The organism is Pseudoflavonifractor gallinarum, assembly GCF_014982855.1.
In the GTDB taxonomy this organism is placed as follows: domain Bacteria; phylum Bacillota; class Clostridia; order Oscillospirales; family Oscillospiraceae; genus Pseudoflavonifractor_A; species Pseudoflavonifractor_A gallinarum.
The window spans coordinates 151,115-169,951 of record NZ_JADCKF010000006.1 but is presented as its reverse complement, the minus strand read 5'-3'; the positions used below and the strand labels follow the sequence as shown (position 1 = coordinate 169,951).

Here is an 18,837-nt window from a genome sequence, read left to right as displayed (position 1 = left end):
ATGGATCAGGCTGCCAGAAGGGCGCGGGCGCCAAAGAAGAGCAGCACGATCACGCCCAGGACAATGCGATACCAGCCAAAGGGCTTGAAGTCATGCTTCTTGACGAAGTCCATCAGGAAGCGGATGCACAGCAGGGAGACCAGGAAGGAGACCACGAATCCCACCAGCAGGATGGCGGCCTCTTCTCCGGTAAAGAGAGCCTGACCGGCCATCAGCTTTTTGGCAGAGAAGGAGCCCAGCTTGAGCACGCTGACCCCCACCATGGTGGGGATCGCCAGGAAGAAGGAGAACTCCGCGGCCACGGGGCGGGCACAGCCCAGGAGAATGGCGCCCAGGATCGTGGCGCCGGAGCGGGAGGTGCCGGGGATGATGGACAGGGTCTGGAAGAGACCGATGTACAGGGCGATTTTCCAGGAGAGATCGTCTGTGCGGCGCAGAGTGGGGGCGGCATGCCGGTTTTCAATGACCAGGAAGCCCACACCATAGACGATCAGGGCGGCAGCCACCACCCAGGGGGTCATCAGGTGGGTGTCCATCCAGTCATTCAGAGGCAGTCCGATGACGGCCGAGGGGATACAGGCCAGCACGACCTTTCCCCAGAGCGTCCAGGTCTGGGTGCGCTGCAAGGTATTTTTCCGGGGAGAGAAGGGGTTGAGCTTGTGAAAAAAGAGGACCAGGACGGCCAGAATGGCGCCCAGCTGAATGACATAGCGGTACATATCCATAAATTCGGTGGACACGCGCAGCTGGATGCACTCATCCAGCAGAATGAGATGCCCGGTCGAGCTGATGGGCAGCCATTCGGTGATGCCCTCCACAACGCCGAACAGCAGGGACTTGAACAGTTCCAGAATAAACATGGGACGCTCCTTTCATATGACGGGGTCTGACCGGAAACACCGGTCAACTGCCAAGTATACCATGCCGCGCCGGGAGAAACAAGCAGAACCGGGCGGATTGCGCCACAGAAAAGAGAAGGGGCGGGGACCAAATGGTCCCCGCCCCCAAACAGTTCCGCAGAAAGCGAGGGTCAGGAGAGCTCGAACATGCCGTGATAGAGCTGGTAGTAGACGCCCTTTTGCGCCAGCAGTTCGGCGTGGCTGCCCCGCTCCACCACCCGGCCCTGCTCCAGAACCAGGATGGCGTCGGCATTGCGCACGGTGGAGAGGCGGTGGGCGATGACAAAGACGGTACGGCCCTCCATCAGCCGGTCCATTCCCTGCTCGATGAGGGACTCAGTGCGGGTGTCGATGGAGGAGGTGGCCTCGTCCAGAATGAGCACCGGGGGATCGGCCACCGCCGCCCGGGCAATGGCCAGAAGCTGCCGCTGGCCCTGGGAGAGGTTGGCGCCGTCCCCGGTGACCAGCGTATCGTACCCCTGGGGGAGCCGTCGGATGAAGGAGTCGGCGTTGGCGATGACGGCAGCCCGTTCGATCTCCTCCTGCGTAGCATCCAGCTTGCCGAAGCGGATGTTGTCCGCGATGGTGCCGGTGAAGAGGTGGGTGTCCTGGAGGACCATACCCAGGCTGCGGCGCAGGTGGTCCTTGCGGATGCGCCGGACGTCGATCCCATCGTAGGTGATGGTGCCGCCGCTCACCTCATAAAATCGGTTGATGAGGTTGGTAATGGTGGTCTTGCCCGCGCCGGTGGAACCCACAAAGGCGATCTTCTGACCCGGCTTGGCGTAGAGGGAGAGGTCGTGGAGGATGGTCTGCCGCGGCTCATATCCAAACTGCACATGGTCAAAGCGCACATCCCCCCGGAGGGGCACGTCGGGCGCACCGGGCTGGGCCGGGTCCCGCCAGGCCCACGGGGAAGGACCTCCTTCCGTGCGGACCAGCTCCACAGAGCCCTGGTCGATCTCCGGCTCCTCCTTCATGACGGCGAAGATGCGCTCCGCTCCGGCCAGGGCGGCCAGGAGGAAATTCCCCTGCTGGGTAAACTGGTTGATGGGCATGGCGGACTGACGGACAAAGACCAGATAGCTGGCCAGGCTGCCCACATCCGACCAGCCCAGGATCACCATGATCCCGCCCAGAACGGCGATGACGGCGTAATTGATATAGGAGATGCTGACCACTGCGGGGATCATGGTACCGGCAAAGCTCTGGGCACTGGTCCCCGCCCGGCGCAGGTTTTCGTTGCGTTCCAGGAAGCCCTGGAGGTTGGCCTCCTCATGGCGGAAGACCTTGACCACCTTCTGTCCTGCCACCATCTCCTCGATGTAGGCGTCCAGCTCGCCCAGGTATTCCTGCTGCCGCTTGAAGTAGTATTTGCTCCGCTGGCCGCTGTACCGGATGTAGAGGAACATCCCGCCGTAACCCACTACCACGATCAGGGAGAGCCGCCAGTTGAGGAGGAAGAGAAGGGCCAGCGTGCCCACCACCTGAATGAAGCTCTGGATCAGCATGGCAAAGCTGTTGTTCAGGGCGTCGGAGATGGTATCCACGTCGTTGGTGAACAGGCTCATCAGCTCTCCCTTGCGCTGGCTGTCAAAAAAGCGCAGAGAGAGGGTCTGGAGATGGGCGAAGAGATCCCGGCGGATGTCGCTGAGGACCTTCTGGGCCGCCCGGACCATGATCTGTGTGTAGCCCAGTGTGGACAGGGCCCCGGTAGCATAGATGGCGGCGGCGATGGCCACCCCCACGGCCAGACCGGAGAGGCTGCCCTCTTCCATGACCTGGTTGACGATGGGTTTGATCATATAGGTGCCCAGGAGACTGGCGGAGGCGCTGACCGCGGCCAGGATCCCCACCAGGATGAGCAGCACCCGGTGCCGGCCCAGATAGGAGAGGAAGGTGCGCAGGGTCTGCCCCAGGTCCTGGGGGCGTTTTCCGTTAAAGGGCTTGGCCATCGTTCTGACCTCCTTTCATCTGGGAAGCATAGATCTCCTGGTAGATGGGATCGCTCCGCAAAAGTTGATCGTGGGTGCCCACGGCGTGGACCCTGCCGTCCTCCAGGAGAATGATCTGATCGGCCTGCATCACGGAGGTGACGCGCTGGGCGATGATGATCTTGGTCACATCGGAGAGGGAGGAGAGGGCTCGGCGGATGCTGGCCTCGGTGGCGGTATCCACCGCGCTGGTGGAGTCGTCAAAAATCAGGACCTTGGGCCGCTTGAGGAGGGTGCGGGCAATGCACAGGCGCTGCTTCTGCCCGCCCGAGACATTGACGCCGCCCTGTCCCAGATCGGTGTCCAGTCCGTCGGGCATCCGGGAGAGGAACTCGTCCGCGCAGGCCATGCGGCAGGCCTGCCAGAGGGTATCGTCGTCGGCATCCGGGTCGCCCCAGCGCAGATTGTCCCGGATGGTGCCCGAAAAGAGGACGTTTTTTTGCAGAACGATGCCCACTGCGTCCCGGAGCGTACCCAGATCATAGTCCCGCACATCGTGTCCGCCCACCCGGACGGTGCCCAGGGTGGCGTCATAGAGGCGGGGAATGAGCTGGACCAGTGTGGTCTTGGCCGCTCCGGTGCCGCCCAGGATGCCCACCGTGGCCCCGGCCGGGATGTGGAGGTTTACATGGGAGAGGGCATAGGTCTGCGCGCCCTGCACATACTGAAAGGACACATCCTCAAAATCGATCTCCCCATTGGGGACCGACCCCACCGGAGCGGCGGCGTCGGTGAGCGCGGGGACCTCCTCCAGCACCTCCCGGATGCGCCGAGCGCTGGCCAGGGAGCGGGTGAGGAGGAGAAATACGTTGGAGATCATCATGAGGGAGTTCATCACCTGGAGCACATAGCTCAGGAAGGCGGTCAGATCGCCTACCAGCATTCCGCCCACCAGCATCTGCTTCCCGCCCTGCCAGAGGATGAGCACGATGGCGGTGTACATCACCGCCTGAAAGGCGGGCAGGTTGAGGACCGCGTGGCGGAAGGTGTCCCGGCTGGCGTCGGTCAGCTCATCGTTGACCTTGGAAAATTGTTCGGTCTCATAGCTGCCCCGGACAAAGGCCTTGATGGCCCGGATGGCGGTGAAGCTCTCCTGCAGGCGGCCGTTGACATGGTCCACCGCCTGCTGCTGCCGACGGTAGAGGGGGCTGACCTTGTGTACGATGAGGGCCAGAATGATGCCCAGAATGGGGGCGGTGAGCACAAAGACCAGGGCCAGGTTCGGGTTGAGGAAAAAGGCCAGACCGATTCCCATAAAGAGCATGACCGGGCTGCGGACCAGGGGGCGCAGGCCGGCATTCACCGCATTCTGCATGACTGTGACATCGGTGGTCATGCGGGTGACCAGGGAGGGAGTGGAGAAGCGGTCCAGGTTGGAGAAGGCGTAGTCCTGGAGCCGGCGGTACTCCGCCTGGCGCAGCTCCGCGCCGAAGCCATAGGCCGCCCGGGCGGCATAGCGGGCGTAGAGCAGACCGGTCACCAGGGCCAGAACGGCGCAGAGCACCATTTTTCCGCCCTGTTGGAGGAGAAAGGCAATGTCGTGGTTGGCCACCCCGATGTCCACCATGTCGGTCATGAGCAGCGGGATAAGCATCTCAAAGACACACTCCACAAAGACCAGAAAGATGGCCAGAAAGAGGTCCCGGCGATAGGGTTTCAGGTAGGAAAAAATATGCTTCAAGTCTTTCATATCGCATTCCTCCCCCACTCACAGCAGGCGTCCGCCCACGTTTCGGTAGGCGCGGGTGAGAAAGTCCCGGAGCTGGGCGCGCTCCTCCGGGGAGAAGTCGTGCAGCATCTGATCCTCCAGTGTCTGGCACTGGTCCTCCCAGGCGGCAAAGGCCTCCCGGCCCTTGTCGGTGATGGAGACCTCGCCGGTGCGCCGGTCGGTCTGAGAGGGACGGCGCGTCAGAAAGCCATCCCGCTCCAATGTATCCAGGATGCGGCAGATGGCGGAGGGGTCCACCTCACAGCAGTCGGCCAGCATCCGCTGAGAGCAGGGGCCCAGATGGACCAGACAGCGCAGGATCTTGGGTTGACCCAGGGAGAGGCCCAGTTTACTCAGGTGAGGCCGAAGATGGTTCTGCACGGCGTGGGTAGTACGTGCCAGCAGAACGTGGACGGCATATTCCATCGGGATACCTCCTTTGTTGATATATCAATTATTGACATGTAATGATTATAGGAGGGCGGGGGAGAAAAGTCAATACGCCGGGACAAACGATCCGCCCCGCAGACCAACGTCCGCGGGGCGGGAGAGAGGGAACGTGCTCAGAGTGCTGCGCTGGGCAGATGGGCCGCGAAGGAGCGCACCTGCTGGGGTGTGCTGAGCTGGTGGAGCTGATTCAGGATAGCCTGCTTCTGCTGGGGAGAACAATTCTGATAGAAGCGCGCGGCGGAAGGATGGGATTGCAGACAGCTCTGGAAGGCCGCGTCGGGCGAAAAGGATGGTCTCATAATCAAATCACCTCATCGCTAGTATATCCAGAGCGGGGAGCTCACAACCGTGAAAAGAATCTCCAATCCCATGCACAAAAAATGCCGCGCACCCGATTCGGGTGCGCGGCATCTGGGATCAGCGGCGGAAACAATCGCTGCAGTAGACCGGGCGGTCATTGCGGGGCTCGAAGGGCACCTTGCAGGAGACGCCGCAGGAGGCACAAACGGCATCATACATCTGGCGGGCGGGACGGCTGTCCCGGCTGCTGGAACCGCCGCCGCCCTTGCGGGTATCACGGCAGGACTTGCAGCGCTGGGGCTCGTTCTGGAAGCCGCGCTCTGCGAAAAATTCCTGCTCACCGGCGGTAAAGGTGAACTCCTGGCCACAATCTTTGCAAACGATCATCTTGTCTTGGAACATAAAACATACCTCTTTTAAATATAAAAAATTTCAATGGATTCGGTGTAAGTGCACTCCCTTACACCAGGGAGACGCGGGCTGCGCGCAGTTTGTGGGAATCCCGTGGATCCCGCTCGACCTCGAATGTGACTTTCTGGCCCTCAGTCAGGGATTTGAAACCCTCGGTCTGGATGGCGGAAAAATGCACAAACACATCTTCCCCGCCGCCGTCGTTGGAGAGAAAGCCGAAGCCCTTCTCATCGTTAAACCATTTGACAGTACCTTGCATGGAACATACCTCCTTTCCAGCAGGATAACTGAGCAAAAAAACGGCGCCTATGAAGTCAAAATGAAAAATTGACTCCATAGGCGCCGATCAATTACTACATTTGAATACTTGCTTAGTATAGCACGGCGGGATAGACTTGTCAAGGAAAAGTTTTTTCCTTTTTGAGAGGCCCGGATCAATAGAAGTGCGGGGTCCCGTCCTCCATGATCCCCAGCATCCGGCACAGGGGGCTGGTGATGGTAAAGGCGGGGCGGCAGTAATCCCCGTGGGGACCATAGGGGAAGGCACGTCCGCCCCCCTCCCAGACGGCGATGGGGGGGAGGCCCCGGTCGTCCTTCCGGTCGGGATAGAGGGTCCGGGCGGCAGAGCGGAGGGCCTCCAGGTCGGTGGAACGGGCGGTCTCATAGATCTGGAGGAGTTCCTCCGCGGTAAAGGTGACCATACCCTGGTGCATCTTTTGAATGGATGTGACAATATCGTCGGGCATAAGTGGAATACCTCCGGGATTGGATTTGTACGGAAGCGGGAAAGTGCGGTATAATGGGAGCAGACGATGGGAGGGAGTGGTCCCAATGTGTCCCCCTCCATATATATAATAGGAGGGAGGCGGAGGAGGATGCCATCCCACCGCCCCATCAGAACAGGAGGAAGCGAATATGAAGGTATTGTTGCTCAACGGAAGCCCCCACGAAAAAGGGTGTACCTATACAGCGCTGCGGGAGGCGGCCGATATGCTGGAGCAGTGCGGCGTGGAGACCGAGATCTTCTGGATCGGGACGCAGGCCATCCACGGCTGTGCCGGCTGCGGCGGGTGCGCCGCCGGAAAGGGATGTGTTCTCCCCAGCGGAGAGGTCAATTCCTTTTTGGAGAAGATGGAAGGGGCGGACGGCCTGATCGTCGGCTCTCCGGTCTATTATGCCTCGGCCAACGGCGCGCTCACCAGCTTTCTGGACCGGGCCTTCTATGCTGGAAAGTGCTTTGCCCACAAGCCCGCTGCGGCGGTGGTTTCGGCCCGGCGGGCGGGCACGACGGCCTCGCTGGACCAGCTGACCAAGTACTTCACCATCTCACAGATGCCGGTGGTCTCCTCCACCTACTGGCCCATGGTCCATGGAACCCGGCCGGAAGAGGTACAGCAGGACCGGGAAGGACTTCAGATCATGCGCAATCTGGGGCGGAATATGGCCTGGCTGCTGCGCTGCATCGAGCTGGGCCGGGCCCAGGGCGTGGAGCCCCCGGCCGCCGAGCGGGAGGCGCGGACCAACTTCATCCGCTGAGCAAATGGAGAAAAGGCCCCTGCGGTTTTGCCGCGGGGGCCTTTTTGTTCTGCGGTTATTCGGTGGTATAGTTGTCGAAGTAACCCTGGATGTAGACGATGGGGGTGCCCTTATCGCCGGAACCGGAGGTCAGATCGCACAGAGAGCCGATCAGGTCGGTGAGACGGCGGGGAGTGGTACCCTCGGAGACCATCTTGCCCACCAGGCTGCCGTCCTTCTTCTGGATCTCCGCCTTGATGGCGTCCCGCAGGGCCTCGCCGGACAGGTCGGCAAAGTCGTTGTCGGCCAGGTACTTGAGCTTGAGCTCATTGGGAGTGCCCTCCAGACCAGCGGTGTAGGCAGGGGAGACCACCGGGTCAGCCAGCTCCCAGATCTTGCCCACGGGGTCCTTGAAGGCGCCGTCGCCGTAGACCATGACCTCCACGTGCTTGCCGGTCTTCTCCAGCATGATCTTCTGGATGGACTCAACCAGGTCCTGGCACTCCCGGGGGAAGAGCTTCACAGTCTCCTCGGTGGACTTGTTGGAGCCCAGCAGACCATACTTCTCGTTGTAGCCGCTGCCGTCCACGGGGGCGGTCAGGATGTCGTCCAGACCAAAGACACGCTCGGCGCCCGCCGCCTTGAGCAGGCGCTTAGTGCGCTTGCGGGTGTGGATGTCACAGGCCAGGACGTTCTTGGTGTACTTGAGGATGGCGCGGGGATCGTTGGCGAAGATGATCTCCACCTCGGCGCCGCTCTCCCGGATAAGGTCGGCGTAGTAGGCCACATAGTCTACGCCGGTAAAGGGGTGAGTGGTGTACCCGAACAGCTCCCGGTACCGCTCCAGGGTGAGCACGTCCTGGTAGGGATCGATGCCCTTCTCGTCCATCACGTCCACATCGATGAGATGGTTGCCCACCTCGTCAGAGGGATAGCTCAGCATCAGCACCACCTTCTTGGCGCCCTTGGCGATGCCGCGCAGGCAGATGGCAAAGCGGTTGCGGCTGAGGATGGGGAAGATGACGCCGATGGTCTCGCCGCCCAGCTTGGCGCGCACATCGGCGGCAATGTGGTCCACCGAGGCGTAGTTGCCCTGGGCACGGGCCACAATGGCCTCCGTCATCGCGATGATGTCCCGGTCACGGACGGAAAAACCGTCCTCCGCGGCGGCCTCCAGGACGGATGCGGGCACGATCTGGGAGAGATCATCTCCGCTGCGGATAATGGGGGCCCGGACGCCCCTGGAAATGGTGCCGACCATCCGGCTCATGTTGCAACACTCCTATTACTCATTCAAATCAAAACACAGATTGTGCTCTTCTGACAGAAGAGCACAACTATTATACTATAATTCTCGGAAAATGTAAAATAAAAACTGGACGGATTGCAGTCCTCCCGGGAAAAACAGGGGAGAGGGGCCAGCGGGCAGCGAAAGGCAGGGGGTATGGGCTATGCCGGGGCTGTTTACTGCTTGAACAAAGATTGGAAAGCATTGCCGGAACGGGGACGGTGTGGTAAACTGGTCAAAAAAAGAAAGCGAGGTCTTGCAGGATGAAGCAGGCAGCATTTTTGGGAACGGGAAATATGGGCGGTGCGCTGGTGCGGGCGGCCTGCCGGTCGGTGGGGGCGGAAGAAGTGATCCTTTCCAACCGGACCCGGGCCAAGGCCCAGGCCCTGGCGGATGAGACCGGCTGCTCCGTGGCGGAGGACAACCGGGTGGCGGCGGAGAGCGCCCGCTATCTCTTCCTGGGCGTCAAGCCCCACATGGTGCGCCAGCTGCTGGAGGAGATCGCCCCGGTCCTCACCCGGGGTCAGGTGCTGGTATCCATGGCCGCCGGACTCACCACCGAGACTCTGGCCTCCTGGGCCCCGGAAGGGGTCCCCATCCTGCGTATCATGCCCAACACCCCCAGCGCCATCGGAAAGGGGATGACCGCGCTGTGCGCCGCCCTTGGCGTGGCGGAGGAGCACCTGGCGGCGGTGGAGACCATCCTGGCCGGGTCCGGCCGGATCGAGCGGCTGGAGGAGCGGCTGATGGACGCCTTCTCGGCGGTGGCCGGATGCGGACCGGCCTTTGTCTATCCCTTCCTGGAGGCCATGGCCGACGGCGGCGTGCTGGCGGGCCTGCCCCGGAAGCAGGCCATGGTGTTTGCGGCCCAGACCATGCTGGGCGCGGCGGCGCTGGTGCTGGAGAGCGGGGAGCATCCGGGCGCCCTCAAGGATGCGGTGTGCTCGCCCGGCGGCTCCACCATTGAGGGTGTGGCGGCGCTGGAGCGGCATGGCTTCCGCGGCGCGGTGCTGGATGCAGTGGAGGCTGCCTGGAAGAAAAATACCGCCCTGGGCAAGGCATAACCAAATCGGAAAACGGGCCGGACCGCTCCAGAGAGCGGATCCGGCCCGTTTTGGCGTGGAAAAAAGAAATGAGCCTGTACCGAAACGGTACAGGCTCATGATCTTCTGTTCTGTGGTAATCAAATTACACAGCGCGGGTGACCTTACCCGAACGGAGGCATCTGGTGCACACATAGACGTGCTTGGGCGTACCATTGACAACCGCCTTGACGCGCTTCACGTTGGGCTTCCAGGGACGATTGGAGCGGCGGTGAGAGTGGGAGACCTGGATACCGAACACAACGCCCTTGTCGCAGAATTCACATTTAGCCATTCGCTTAAACCTCCTCGCTTGCAGATATCACGCTTCTTAAAGCATCGAACGATATAATAGCAGAAAAGAGGAGAAAATGCAAGAGGGAATTTAAAAAAACTCGATCTCATCTTGTGGGAGAGTTGCCAAAGGGCTGGAAGACGTGGTATACTAATCCCATATTAAGACACGCGCGACTCATTACACGAGCAGGGAGGGACCAGCCATGTCTACGCCGTTGAGCGTCAAGCTAGGTAGTCTCATTGATGAATTCAATCTGGAGGTATTGCGGGGTGCGGAGGGGTACCGCGATCTTCCCATCTCCACGGAGGATATCAACCGCCCCGGTCTTCAGCTGACGGGATTTTTTGATTACTTTGATGCCCAGCGCATCCAGGTGATCGGCCTGGTAGAGAGCACCTATCTGGACGGCATCACCTCAGAGGAGCGGAGCATCCGCTTTGAAACCCTCTTCCAGAGCGAGATTCCGGCGTTCATCATCGCCCGCGGGATGGAGCCCTTCCCCGAGTGCATGGAGATGGCGGAGAAATACAACCGCACCGTGCTGCGCAGCAATGAGACCACGTCGGTGCTCATCAGCGCCATCGTCACGTCCCTGCATAACCATCTGGCCCCCCGGATCACCCGCCACGGCGTACTGGTGGAGGTCTACGGCGAGGGCGTACTGCTGCTGGGCGATTCGGGCGTGGGCAAGAGTGAGACCGCCATTGAGCTGGTCAAGCGCGGCCACCGTCTGATCGCGGACGACGCGGTGGAGATCCGCCGGGTCAACAACAAGAGCCTGATGGGCACCGCTCCCGAGCTGATCCGTCACTATATCGAGCTGCGGGGCATCGGCGTGGTGGATGTGCGCCGCATCTTCGGTATGATCGCCATTAAGGAAGAGACCGAGATCGACATGGTCATCAACCTGGAGCCCTGGCGCGAGGATGCGGTCTATGACCGTCTGGGACTGGACGAGCTCTATGTGGACATTTTGGACGTCAAGGTGCCCACCATCACCGTTCCCGTGAAGCCGGGCCGTAACCTGGCGGTCATCATTGAGGTGGCGGCCATGAACAACCGCCACAAAAAGATGGGCTTCAACTCCGCGCTGGAGTTCACCAAGCAGATCGAGAGCCATTTTGACCAGGCGATGGGAAATTTCTAAGCCTTCGATACAATAAGAGACAGACCGGGCGACTTGTTGCCCGGTCTGTTTTTTTTATTCATATTGATAGAAATATTATGCAAGAATAAGGGGTATAATTTGGAAAAAATGTGCATTGCACTGGGGCGGCACACGCCGTATAATAACAGCCATCGCGTCCAGAATTTGGCGTGAAATCGGAATAGGGCAACATGCCCTCAACAAAGGAGATCGAGAAATGAAACAACCTGTCACTCTGGCTCTGGCCTCCACCCTGATGCTGACCACGCTGGTCGGCTGCGCGGCGGGAGCGGCCCAGACTTCCGGGGCGGACACGACATCCCTTGCGGATGCCAAACCGACTGCGGCCCAGACCGCGGAGAATTTCAGCGATGAGATGAAGATCGAACACGCCGTGGACCTCTCCCCCGAGGACGGAGCCGACTCCGTCGAGCGGGCGGGAGATCACGAGGACTCCCCCTACTTCAAGCATCCGGATTTCTACAATATGGAATCCACCGATACCCTTACCATCCTGCCCAAGTTTAAGACCATTCAGCAGACCAGCGAGTGGAGCTGCGGCGTAGACGCCATCCTGATGGCCATGGACTACTACGGCAAGCTGGGCGACTGGAATGAGGAGAGCCTGGCCGCGCTGCGCCATGAGCTCACCGGCGGGATGGCAGGGTATCCGGGTACCACTCTGAAGCAGGCCATGGATATTCTGGACGGCGTGGGCGGTTTTGAATATATTACCAGCCTGGACTATGAGGATGTGTACAGCGAGGTCACGCTGGAGACCTTCCAGCAGTGGCTGAGCGAGGGCAAGCCCATCCTGGTGGCCTGGAACGACTGGGGCGGCCACTGGCAGGTCATCATCGGCTATGACACCATGGGGACCGAGACCACCCAGGACGACGTCATCATTGTGGCCGATTCCTACGACACCACCGACCACAACCAGGACGGCTACGGCATCTATCCCGCCGAGCGGTTCTACTACAACTTCACCATGTATGACTCCTTCACCGAGGAAGAGGGCGGAAACGATATGCTCTTTATCGTCCCCACTCCCACGGAGGCTTGATGGAAGCCCCCGGGACCACATAGGTCCCGGGGGCTTTTGCGCTACCAGGGAGCGGTGTAACGGGCCTCGGCCAGGGGCCAGGCGAGCAGGGAGAACCAGCGCTCCACGTAGTCGCCCCGGCGGTTGCGCACGTCCAGATAGTAGGCGTGCTCCCACACGTCCAGACAGAGCAGGGGGCGCAGACCCAGGGTGAGGGGGCAGTCCTGGTTGGGCAGAGCCAGGAGGGACAGCGCGCCCTCCCGGTCGGAGACCAACCAGGCGTAGCCCGAGCCGAAGAGGGTACGTGCGGCCTCCGCCATCTGCCGCTTCCAGGCGAAAAAGGACCCGAAATCCCTCTGGATGGCCTCGGCCAGTGCTCCGGAAGGCTCTCCTCCGCCGCTGGGAGAGAGACCGGCAAAATACAGAAGGTGGTTGTACACCCCGCCGGCGCTGCGGCCCACCGGGACACGGTCCTGGGCGGGCAGGCTGTCCAGGTCCCGGAGCAGCTCCTCCAGAGTCTTGCTCCGGCCGGCCTCGCAGTCCTCCAGCGCCCGGTTGAGCTGCTCCACGTAGGAGCGGAGGTGCTTGTCGTGGTGAAAGCAGAGGGTCTCCTCCCCGATGGCGGGACACAGCTCGTCATAGCCGTAGGGGAGTGGGGGAAGGGTATAGGGATAGCGCAGATCCATCCTTGCATACTCCTTTCAGGGGGGCGGTTGTGTTTCCGGTGGTTTTGCGGTATACTAAATCGTTACAGGCGCGCCGGGTGCGCCCCCTGTGAGATACCAATATATGCGGGTCTGCCGCAAGCCATACAAGAGGGAGACTGGGACCATGAAACAGGAACGCGGATATGCGAAAGTGACCATCACGCCAAAGGGAGAGCGAGCCCTGCTGGGCGGACACCCCTGGGTGTACGACGGGGAGATCGTCTCCATCGAGGGCGCGTATGAGAACGGCGCTCTGGTGGATGTGGTGAGCGGAAAGGGCCGCTACCTGGGCACGGGATTTCTCAGCGAGACCTCCCGGATCCGGGTGCGTCTCATCTCCCGCAATGCCAACGACCGGTTTGACGAGGCCTTCTGGGAGCGCCGGGTGCGCTACGCCTGGGAGTACCGCAAGACGGTCATGGGGGAGGATACCGACTGCTGCCGCATCATCTTCGGGGAGGCCGATTCCTTCCCCGGACTCACGGTGGACCGGTTCCATGACCTGCTGGTGACCCAGACCCTCTCGCTGGGAATGGAGCTGCGCAAGGAGATGATCTTCCCCCTGATCTATAAAGTGCTGACCGAGGACGGACAGACCATCCGGGGGATCTATGAGCGCAACGACGTGGCCATCCGGGCCCACGAGGGGCTGGCGGAGAACAAGGGATGGTTCCATCTGGAGGGAGTCCCGGTCCCGGAGAGTCCCCGCACCGCCATCGTGGAAAACGGTGTGGAGTACGCCGTGGACGTGGAGAACGGACAGAAGACCGGCTTTTTCCTGGACCAGAAGTACAACCGCCAGGCTGTGGCCCGGCTGGCCCGGGGCAAGCGGGTGCTGGACTGCTTTACCCACACCGGCTCCTTTGCCCTGAACGCCGCCAAGGGGGGCGCGGCCCATGTGACCGCCGTGGATGTGTCTGAGCTGGCGGTGGAGATGGCCCGGGAGAATGCCCGGCGCAACGGCCTGGAGGGGATCATGGACTTTACGGCGGCCAATGTGTTCGACCTTCTGCCTGCTCTGGAGGAGAAGGGGGGCCATCCCTACGACTTCATCATCCTGGACCCGCCCGCCTTCACCAAGAGCCGCAAGACCATTGACGCCGCCGCACGGGGCTATAAGGAGATCAACTACCGGGCCATGAAGCTGCTCCCCCGGGGCGGCTATCTGGCCACCTGCTCCTGCTCCCACTTCATGGATGAGGAGCGGTTCGTGCGGATGCTCCACAGCGCGGCCCGGGACGCGGGCGTACAGCTGCGGCAGATCGAGGCCCGCCAGCAGTCGCCCGACCATCCCATCCTGTGGAATGTACCCGAGACCAATTACCTGAAATTCTACCTGTTCCAGGTGGTATAAAGGAGAACGACCATGGATTATTTTCACTTGAATGCCTCCCGCGACCAGATCGCCGGGATCAGCAACCTGGGCCTGGCCCATCTGGGGGACGCGGTCTTTGAGGTGATGGTGCGCTCCTGGCTGTGCCTGCACGGCAAGGCCAGCGCCCGGGGCCTCCACAAGGCCACCGTCCGCTATGTGGCCGCCCCTGCCCAGGCCCAGGCGGTGGAGCGGATCCTCCCCCTGCTCAGCGAGGAGGAGGGAGACGTCTACCGCCGGGGACGCAACACCAGCCCCCACTCGGTCCCCCAGAAGGCCAGCCGGGCCGAGTACCAGAGTGCCACCGGACTGGAGGCCCTCTTCGGCTGGCTCTATTTGCAGGGGCGGACCGAGCGGCTCAACGAGCTCTTTGCCCATATGATGGAGGAGTGACCCATGCCCTTGGACGCCATTTGCCTCTCCGCCGTGGCGGAGGAGCTGCGCGCCGCCCTGGTGGGCGGGCGCATCGATAAAGTATATCAGCCCGGCCGGGACGAGGTGGTGCTGGCCGTACGGGGAAACGAGGGGAACGGAAAGCTCCTCCTCTCGGCCAGCCCCAACCAGCCCCGGGCCCAGCTCACCACCGTCAGCCGGGAGAACCCGGGCACGCCCCCCATGTTCTGTATGCTCCTGCGCAAGCACCTGACCGGGGGCCGCATCCTGGAGATCGTCCAGCCCCCCATGGAGCGCCTGCTGGACTTCCGGCTGGAGGTCCTGGACGAGCTGGGTGACCGGGTGGAGCGGCGCCTGATCCTGGAGTGTATGGGCCGCCGGGCCAACCTCATCCTGCTGGACGGGGAGGGGCGGATCGTGGACTGCCTGCGCCGGGTGGACGGAGATCTTGCCTCCAACCAGCGGCAGGTATTGCCCGGGATGTTCTACCGCCTGCCGCCTGCGCCGGACAAGCTGGACCTGCTCGCCTGCTCGGAGGAGGAGCGGGCCGCCGCCCTGGAAAATCCCATGGGGAAGAGTCTGGACAAGCTCCTGCTGGACGCCTTTACGGGCATCTCCCCCCTCATCGCCCGGGAACTGGTCTTCCGGGCCGGGGAGGACCCTGCCGCACTGCGGGAGGAGCTGGAGAAATTCCGCACGGAGGTGCAGGAAAAGCGCTTTGCGCCCTATCTGCTGGTGCGGGAGGGCCGGGCGGTGGACTTTACCTTTCTGCCCATCCTCCAGTACGGACCGGAGACCGAGTGCCGCCGTCAGGAGCGCTTCTCTCCGATGCTGGACGCATTCTATGAGACCCGGGATCAGGCTGAGCGGGTGCGCCAGAGGGGCCAGGACCTCATCAAATCGGTGACCAGCGCCCGGGATCGGGTGGCCCGTAAGCTGGCCAACCAGGAGCGGGAGCTGGAGGCCACCCTGGACCGGGAGCGGTTGCGGGAGCTGGGGGACATCATCACCTCCAATCTCCACGCCATGCACAAGGGACAGAGCGTGCTGCGGGCGGTGGACTTCTATGACCCGGAGTGCCGGGAGGTGGAGATCCGGCTGGATCCCCTCCGCACTCCCCAGCAGAACGCCGCCAAATATTATAAGGATTACAACAAGGCCAAGACCGCCGAGGAGATGCTCACCATCCAGATCGAAAAGGGTGAGAAGGAGCTGGAGTACCTCAACAGTGTGCTGGAGAACATCACCCTGGCCGAGGGCGAGCGGGATTTGCAGGAGATCCGGCAGGAGCTGGCCGACACCGGCTATCTCCGCCGGGGCAAGACGGCCGCCAAGCGGGAGAAGCGGGTGTCGGGCAAGCCCATGGAGTTCCGCTCCTCCGCGGGATTGCGGATCTCGGTGGGCAAGAACAACAGTCAGAACGACCAGCTCACCACCAAGATGGCCTTCAAGAGCGACATCTGGTTCCACACTCAGAAGATCCACGGCTCCCACGTGATCCTCTGGACCGAGGGAGGGACCCCCGACGTGCAGAGCCTCCACGAGGCGGCGGTGCTGGCGGCCTGGTTCTCCCAGGGACGGGAGGGAAGAAAGGTGCCGGTGGACTATACGCCGGTCAAGTATGTGAAAAAGCCCGCGGGGGCCCGGCCCGGCATGGTGATCTATACCACCTATGAGACCGCCTATGTGGACCCGGACGGGGAACTGGTGAAGCGTCTGCGCATAAAATAATAAGAGGAGGAAAGTGCCATGGAGAACTGTCACATTCTGGTGGTAGAGGACGACCCGGACATCAACCGCCTGCTCTGTACGGTGTTGGGGAACGCGGGATACGACTGCCGCCCCGCCTTTTCCGGGAGTGAGGCGGAGCTCTGGGCCACCCAGTACAACTATGACCTGGTGCTGCTGGATCTGATGCTTCCCGGTCTGACCGGAGAGGAATTCATCCAGAAGATGCGCCGGAAAAAGACCATGCCCATCCTGGTCCTCTCGGCCAAGGCGGGACTGGAGGACCGGGTGAACGTCCTGCGGCTGGGGGCGGACGATTTCATCCCCAAGCCCTTTGACAACGCGGAGGTCCTGGCCCGGGTGGAGGCCCAGCTGCGGCGGTACAAGGAGTTTTCCGGCGGCGGGGCGGGGCAGGTCCTCACCCACGGCGCGCTGGTCCTGGACCGGGAGAGCGTGACCGTCACCGTGGACGGAAAGCCCGCCAGCCTGACCGCCCGGGAGTTTGAGATCCTGGCCCTGCTGATGGCCCATCCGAAAAAGGTCTTTACCCGGGAACAGCTCTATGAGCAGGTATGGGGCGGGGAGTTTATGGGGGATGATAATACGGTGAATGTCCACATCTCCAACCTGCGCTCCAAGCTGAACAAGGTCAGCAAGGGGGACTATATCAAGACGGTCTGGGGCATTGGGTTCAAAATGGCGGAGGAGAACGAGTGAGTCCCCGGGCAGAGTTTAGACATTCTTAATCTTTGCTTTATTCGGCTTTATGGACGAGCTGCTACAATGGCATCACAATCAAAAAGGAAGGGTTGATGCCTGTATGGCAGAACAAGTATTGACGACCCGGGGCCTTACCAAGCGCTACGGCCATGCGCTGGCCGCGGATCATATCAATCTGGACCTGGAACGGGGACAGATCTACGGCCTGGTCGGACGCAACGGCGCCGGAAAGACCACCATCATTCGGATGATCACGGCTCAGACCACCCCCACCGAGGGGGATATCTCCCTCTTTGGGGCTCAGGGCGAGCGGGAAAATGCCCGTATGCGCGCCCGTACCGGGGCCATGGTGGAGACCCCCAGCTTTTATCCCTATCTTAACGCCCGTCAGAATCTGGAGTATTACCGCATTCAGCGGGGCATCCCGGGGAGGAATGCGGTGGACGAGGCGCTGGAGGCGGCCGGACTGACGGATACCGGGACCAAGCCGTTCAAGCATTTTTCTCTGGGCATGAAGCAGCGCCTGGGCCTGGCGCTGGCCCTGATGAACCGCCCCGACCTCCTGCTCCTGGACGAGCCCATCAACGGCCTGGACCCGGAGGGGATCGTGGAGTTTCGGAACCTGCTCCTGAAGCTCAACCGGGACCGGCAGACCACCATCCTGATCTCCAGCCACATTCTGAGCGAGCTTGCCAACCTGGCCACCTGCTACGGGTTCATCGACCACGGCGTGCTGCTGGAGCAGATCTCCGCCGCGCGGCTGAGTGAGAAGTGCCGGGCCTGTCTGGAGCTGCGGGTGGACGACGCCGCCAAGGCGGCCCGGGTCCTGGAGGAAGATTTGGCAACCCGGGACTTTGAGGTGCTCAGTCCGTCGGTCATCCGGCTTTACAGTCATCTGGACCGGCCGGGAGAGGTCACCCGTGCCCTGGTAGAGGCGGGCGTGGGCCTCTCCGCCGTGGAGCCCCAGGGGGCCAATCTGGAGGATTACTTCCTGGGCCTGATCGGAGGTGTCCACCATGCGTAACTATCTGACTGCCGAGTGTTTCAAGGTGTTCCGGCGCAAGTATCTCTATGTGGCCCTGGCCATCTGCCTGGCCCTGGAGGGCGTGCTCCTGTGGGGGTATTGGAGCACCTATTCCTGGGGCAATCCCCAGGTTTCCTTTTACTCCACCAGCATGATTGTGGCCCTGCTGCTGACCTTTGGTATGTATGCCACGTTTTTGACAGGAGATGTGGTGTTTTCCGACCAGTACAAGCATACCACACTGAAAAATGAGGTGTCCTACGGACTGCCCAGAGAGCGGATCTATCTGGGTAAACTGTTGGTCTCCCTGGCGGTGGCTGTCCTGGCCTGCGCAGTGCTGGTGGGCTTCTATCTGGCGGGGTGCTGGCTTCTCTTCCCCCACAGCGGAGAAGACGGGCAGGCGCTGGCCGCGGTGGGTTACTGCCTGGCCGGGGCGCTGCCGCTGTGGATGGCGGCCCAGGCGGTGGTGATGGCCTGCTACTTCCATGTGCGCAGCTCCACCATGGGAGCCTTCCTGGGGGTCGCGATCCTGACGGTCCTGCCCAGTGTGTTTCAGGCCTTTGGTATCCTGTTCCACCCGATCTTTGAGACGCTGCGGGGCTTTATGCCCGCCGTGATGCTGGAGGACCTGAGAAATCATGCCTTTGATGGAGGCTATCTGGCCCGATGCTGGATCACCGGACTGGTCTGGTTCGGTGCTGCCACCGGGATCGGGATGGGCCTGTTCCAGAAAAAGGAGATTCGCTGAGGTGGAAA

20 protein-coding genes and 1 pseudogene are annotated in these 18,837 nt (G+C 61.7%); 10 read left to right on the top strand and 11 right to left on the bottom strand.

Annotated elements, in window-relative coordinates; all coding sequences use genetic code 11:
- Positions 1-5 precede the first annotated feature (5 nt).
- From INF37_RS08305 to INF37_RS08270, 8 genes are all read right to left on the bottom strand, one after another.
- On the bottom strand, positions 6-860 hold the full coding sequence (locus INF37_RS08305) for an undecaprenyl-diphosphate phosphatase (protein ID WP_101693507.1): 855 nt from the start codon (positions 858-860) through the stop codon (positions 6-8).
- A 170-nt stretch (positions 861-1,030) separates the two neighbouring features.
- Positions 1,031-2,854 carry an ABC transporter ATP-binding protein gene (locus INF37_RS08300; RefSeq protein ID WP_193537643.1) on the bottom strand — a complete coding sequence of 608 codons (1,824 nt, stop codon included), beginning with the start codon at positions 2,852-2,854 and terminating at the stop codon, positions 1,031-1,033.
- The gene (locus INF37_RS08295; RefSeq protein ID WP_193537641.1) at positions 2,838-4,583 is read right to left on the bottom strand and encodes an ABC transporter ATP-binding protein; all 1,746 of its coding nucleotides are present in this window, start codon (positions 4,581-4,583) and stop codon (positions 2,838-2,840) included. Before INF37_RS08295 ends, INF37_RS08300 begins: the two co-directional genes overlap by 17 nt.
- Positions 4,584-4,601: 18 nt before the next feature.
- Positions 4,602-5,027, bottom strand: coding sequence for a MarR family winged helix-turn-helix transcriptional regulator (locus INF37_RS08290; protein WP_101693504.1), 426 nt, complete (start codon positions 5,025-5,027; stop codon positions 4,602-4,604).
- 137 nt (positions 5,028-5,164) lie between these two features.
- A complete protein-coding gene (locus INF37_RS08285) occupies positions 5,165-5,350 on the bottom strand; it encodes a hypothetical protein (protein ID WP_101693503.1) in 186 nt (61 codons plus the stop codon).
- 118 nt (positions 5,351-5,468) lie between these two features.
- Complete coding sequence (locus tag INF37_RS08280; RefSeq protein ID WP_101693502.1) at positions 5,469-5,753, bottom strand: zinc-ribbon domain containing protein; 285 nt, start codon at positions 5,751-5,753, stop codon at positions 5,469-5,471.
- A gap of 58 nt (positions 5,754-5,811) precedes the next feature.
- The gene (locus INF37_RS08275; protein WP_186962800.1) at positions 5,812-6,021 is read right to left on the bottom strand and encodes a cold-shock protein; all 210 of its coding nucleotides are present in this window, start codon (positions 6,019-6,021) and stop codon (positions 5,812-5,814) included.
- A 175-nt stretch (positions 6,022-6,196) separates the two neighbouring features.
- The gene (locus INF37_RS08270) at positions 6,197-6,508 is read right to left on the bottom strand and encodes a hypothetical protein (protein ID WP_193537639.1); all 312 of its coding nucleotides are present in this window, start codon (positions 6,506-6,508) and stop codon (positions 6,197-6,199) included.
- A 169-nt stretch (positions 6,509-6,677) separates the two neighbouring features.
- Between INF37_RS08270 and INF37_RS08265 the strand changes: the two genes are divergently transcribed.
- Positions 6,678-7,298, top strand: a complete 621-nt coding sequence (locus INF37_RS08265) for a flavodoxin family protein (RefSeq protein ID WP_186962799.1) — start codon at positions 6,678-6,680, stop codon at positions 7,296-7,298.
- Between the two features lie 55 nt (positions 7,299-7,353).
- On the opposite strand, the gene INF37_RS08260 is transcribed toward INF37_RS08265, so the two are convergent.
- Complete coding sequence (locus INF37_RS08260; RefSeq protein WP_101693498.1) at positions 7,354-8,547, bottom strand: coenzyme F420-0:L-glutamate ligase; 1,194 nt, start codon at positions 8,545-8,547, stop codon at positions 7,354-7,356.
- A 269-nt stretch (positions 8,548-8,816) separates the two neighbouring features.
- Between INF37_RS08260 and proC the strand changes: the two are divergent.
- A pseudogene (gene proC / locus INF37_RS08255) lies at positions 8,817-9,629 on the top strand (pyrroline-5-carboxylate reductase); the annotation flags it as partial.
- 124 nt (positions 9,630-9,753) lie between these two features.
- Here the strand turns inward: proC and rpmB are convergent.
- Entirely contained in the window at positions 9,754-9,942 is a 189-nt protein-coding gene (gene rpmB, locus INF37_RS08250) for a 50S ribosomal protein L28 (protein WP_101693494.1), read from the bottom strand.
- A gap of 205 nt (positions 9,943-10,147) precedes the next feature.
- On the opposite strand from rpmB, the gene hprK reads away from it, so the two are divergent.
- The gene (gene hprK, locus INF37_RS08245; RefSeq protein WP_101693493.1) at positions 10,148-11,092 is read left to right on the top strand and encodes an HPr(Ser) kinase/phosphatase; all 945 of its coding nucleotides are present in this window, start codon (positions 10,148-10,150) and stop codon (positions 11,090-11,092) included.
- Between the two features lie 217 nt (positions 11,093-11,309).
- Positions 11,310-12,158, top strand: coding sequence for a C39 family peptidase (locus INF37_RS08240; protein ID WP_193537635.1), 849 nt, complete (start codon positions 11,310-11,312; stop codon positions 12,156-12,158).
- Positions 12,159-12,199: 41 nt separating this feature from the next.
- On the opposite strand, the gene INF37_RS08235 is transcribed toward INF37_RS08240, so the two are convergent.
- Positions 12,200-12,823 carry a superoxide dismutase gene (locus INF37_RS08235; RefSeq protein WP_101693491.1) on the bottom strand — a complete coding sequence of 208 codons (624 nt, stop codon included), beginning with the start codon at positions 12,821-12,823 and terminating at the stop codon, positions 12,200-12,202.
- A gap of 145 nt (positions 12,824-12,968) precedes the next feature.
- Between INF37_RS08235 and INF37_RS08230 the strand changes: the two genes are divergently transcribed.
- The 6 genes from INF37_RS08230 (at position 12,969) to INF37_RS08205 (ending at position 18,829) form a co-directional block, all read left to right on the top strand.
- Positions 12,969-14,198 (top strand): class I SAM-dependent rRNA methyltransferase, encoded by a 1,230-nt coding sequence (locus tag INF37_RS08230; protein ID WP_193537633.1) that lies wholly within the window; start codon positions 12,969-12,971, stop codon positions 14,196-14,198.
- A gap of 12 nt (positions 14,199-14,210) precedes the next feature.
- Positions 14,211-14,609 (top strand): Mini-ribonuclease 3, encoded by a 399-nt coding sequence (locus INF37_RS08225; protein ID WP_101693489.1) that lies wholly within the window; start codon positions 14,211-14,213, stop codon positions 14,607-14,609.
- 3 nt (positions 14,610-14,612) lie between these two features.
- Entirely contained in the window at positions 14,613-16,340 is a 1,728-nt protein-coding gene (locus INF37_RS08220) for an Rqc2 family fibronectin-binding protein (protein ID WP_193537631.1), read from the top strand.
- An 18-nt stretch (positions 16,341-16,358) separates the two neighbouring features.
- The gene (locus INF37_RS08215) at positions 16,359-17,054 is read left to right on the top strand and encodes a response regulator transcription factor (RefSeq protein WP_101693487.1); all 696 of its coding nucleotides are present in this window, start codon (positions 16,359-16,361) and stop codon (positions 17,052-17,054) included.
- 103 nt (positions 17,055-17,157) lie between these two features.
- On the top strand, positions 17,158-18,081 hold the full coding sequence (locus INF37_RS08210; protein WP_193537629.1) for an ABC transporter ATP-binding protein: 924 nt from the start codon (positions 17,158-17,160) through the stop codon (positions 18,079-18,081).
- Positions 18,074-18,829 carry an ABC transporter permease gene (locus tag INF37_RS08205; protein WP_193537627.1) on the top strand — a complete coding sequence of 252 codons (756 nt, stop codon included), beginning with the start codon at positions 18,074-18,076 and terminating at the stop codon, positions 18,827-18,829. The genes INF37_RS08210 and INF37_RS08205 overlap by 8 nt, the downstream gene beginning before the upstream one ends.
- Positions 18,830-18,837: the final 8 nt, after the last annotated feature.

Bases quoted from the DNA above. Each gene is read 5' to 3' on its own strand.
- INF37_RS08280 (WP_101693502.1), bottom strand. From the start codon at position 5,753: ATGTTCCAAGACAAGATGATCGTTTGCAAAGATTGTGGCCAGGAGTTC.
- INF37_RS08270 (WP_193537639.1), bottom strand. From the start codon at position 6,508: ATGCCCGACGATATTGTCACATCCATTCAAAAGATGCACCAGGGTATG.
- INF37_RS08235 (WP_101693491.1), bottom strand. From the start codon at position 12,823: ATGGATCTGCGCTATCCCTATACCCTTCCCCCACTCCCCTACGGCTAT.
- INF37_RS08305 (WP_101693507.1), bottom strand. From the start codon at position 860: ATGTTTATTCTGGAACTGTTCAAGTCCCTGCTGTTCGGCGTTGTGGAG.
- hprK (WP_101693493.1), top strand. From the start codon at position 10,148: ATGTCTACGCCGTTGAGCGTCAAGCTAGGTAGTCTCATTGATGAATTC.
- INF37_RS08225 (WP_101693489.1), top strand. From the start codon at position 14,211: ATGGATTATTTTCACTTGAATGCCTCCCGCGACCAGATCGCCGGGATC.
- INF37_RS08240 (WP_193537635.1), top strand. From the start codon at position 11,310: ATGAAACAACCTGTCACTCTGGCTCTGGCCTCCACCCTGATGCTGACC.
- INF37_RS08260 (WP_101693498.1), bottom strand. From the start codon at position 8,547: ATGAGCCGGATGGTCGGCACCATTTCCAGGGGCGTCCGGGCCCCCATT.
- INF37_RS08205 (WP_193537627.1), top strand. From the start codon at position 18,074: ATGCGTAACTATCTGACTGCCGAGTGTTTCAAGGTGTTCCGGCGCAAG.
- INF37_RS08215 (WP_101693487.1), top strand. From the start codon at position 16,359: ATGGAGAACTGTCACATTCTGGTGGTAGAGGACGACCCGGACATCAAC.
- INF37_RS08210 (WP_193537629.1), top strand. From the start codon at position 17,158: ATGGCAGAACAAGTATTGACGACCCGGGGCCTTACCAAGCGCTACGGC.
- rpmB (WP_101693494.1), bottom strand. From the start codon at position 9,942: ATGGCTAAATGTGAATTCTGCGACAAGGGCGTTGTGTTCGGTATCCAG.
- INF37_RS08275 (WP_186962800.1), bottom strand. From the start codon at position 6,021: ATGCAAGGTACTGTCAAATGGTTTAACGATGAGAAGGGCTTCGGCTTT.
- INF37_RS08265 (WP_186962799.1), top strand. From the start codon at position 6,678: ATGAAGGTATTGTTGCTCAACGGAAGCCCCCACGAAAAAGGGTGTACC.
- INF37_RS08285 (WP_101693503.1), bottom strand. From the start codon at position 5,350: ATGAGACCATCCTTTTCGCCCGACGCGGCCTTCCAGAGCTGTCTGCAA.
- INF37_RS08295 (WP_193537641.1), bottom strand. From the start codon at position 4,583: ATGAAAGACTTGAAGCATATTTTTTCCTACCTGAAACCCTATCGCCGG.
- INF37_RS08290 (WP_101693504.1), bottom strand. From the start codon at position 5,027: ATGGAATATGCCGTCCACGTTCTGCTGGCACGTACTACCCACGCCGTG.
- INF37_RS08230 (WP_193537633.1), top strand. From the start codon at position 12,969: ATGAAACAGGAACGCGGATATGCGAAAGTGACCATCACGCCAAAGGGA.
- INF37_RS08220 (WP_193537631.1), top strand. From the start codon at position 14,613: ATGCCCTTGGACGCCATTTGCCTCTCCGCCGTGGCGGAGGAGCTGCGC.
- INF37_RS08300 (WP_193537643.1), bottom strand. From the start codon at position 2,854: ATGGCCAAGCCCTTTAACGGAAAACGCCCCCAGGACCTGGGGCAGACC.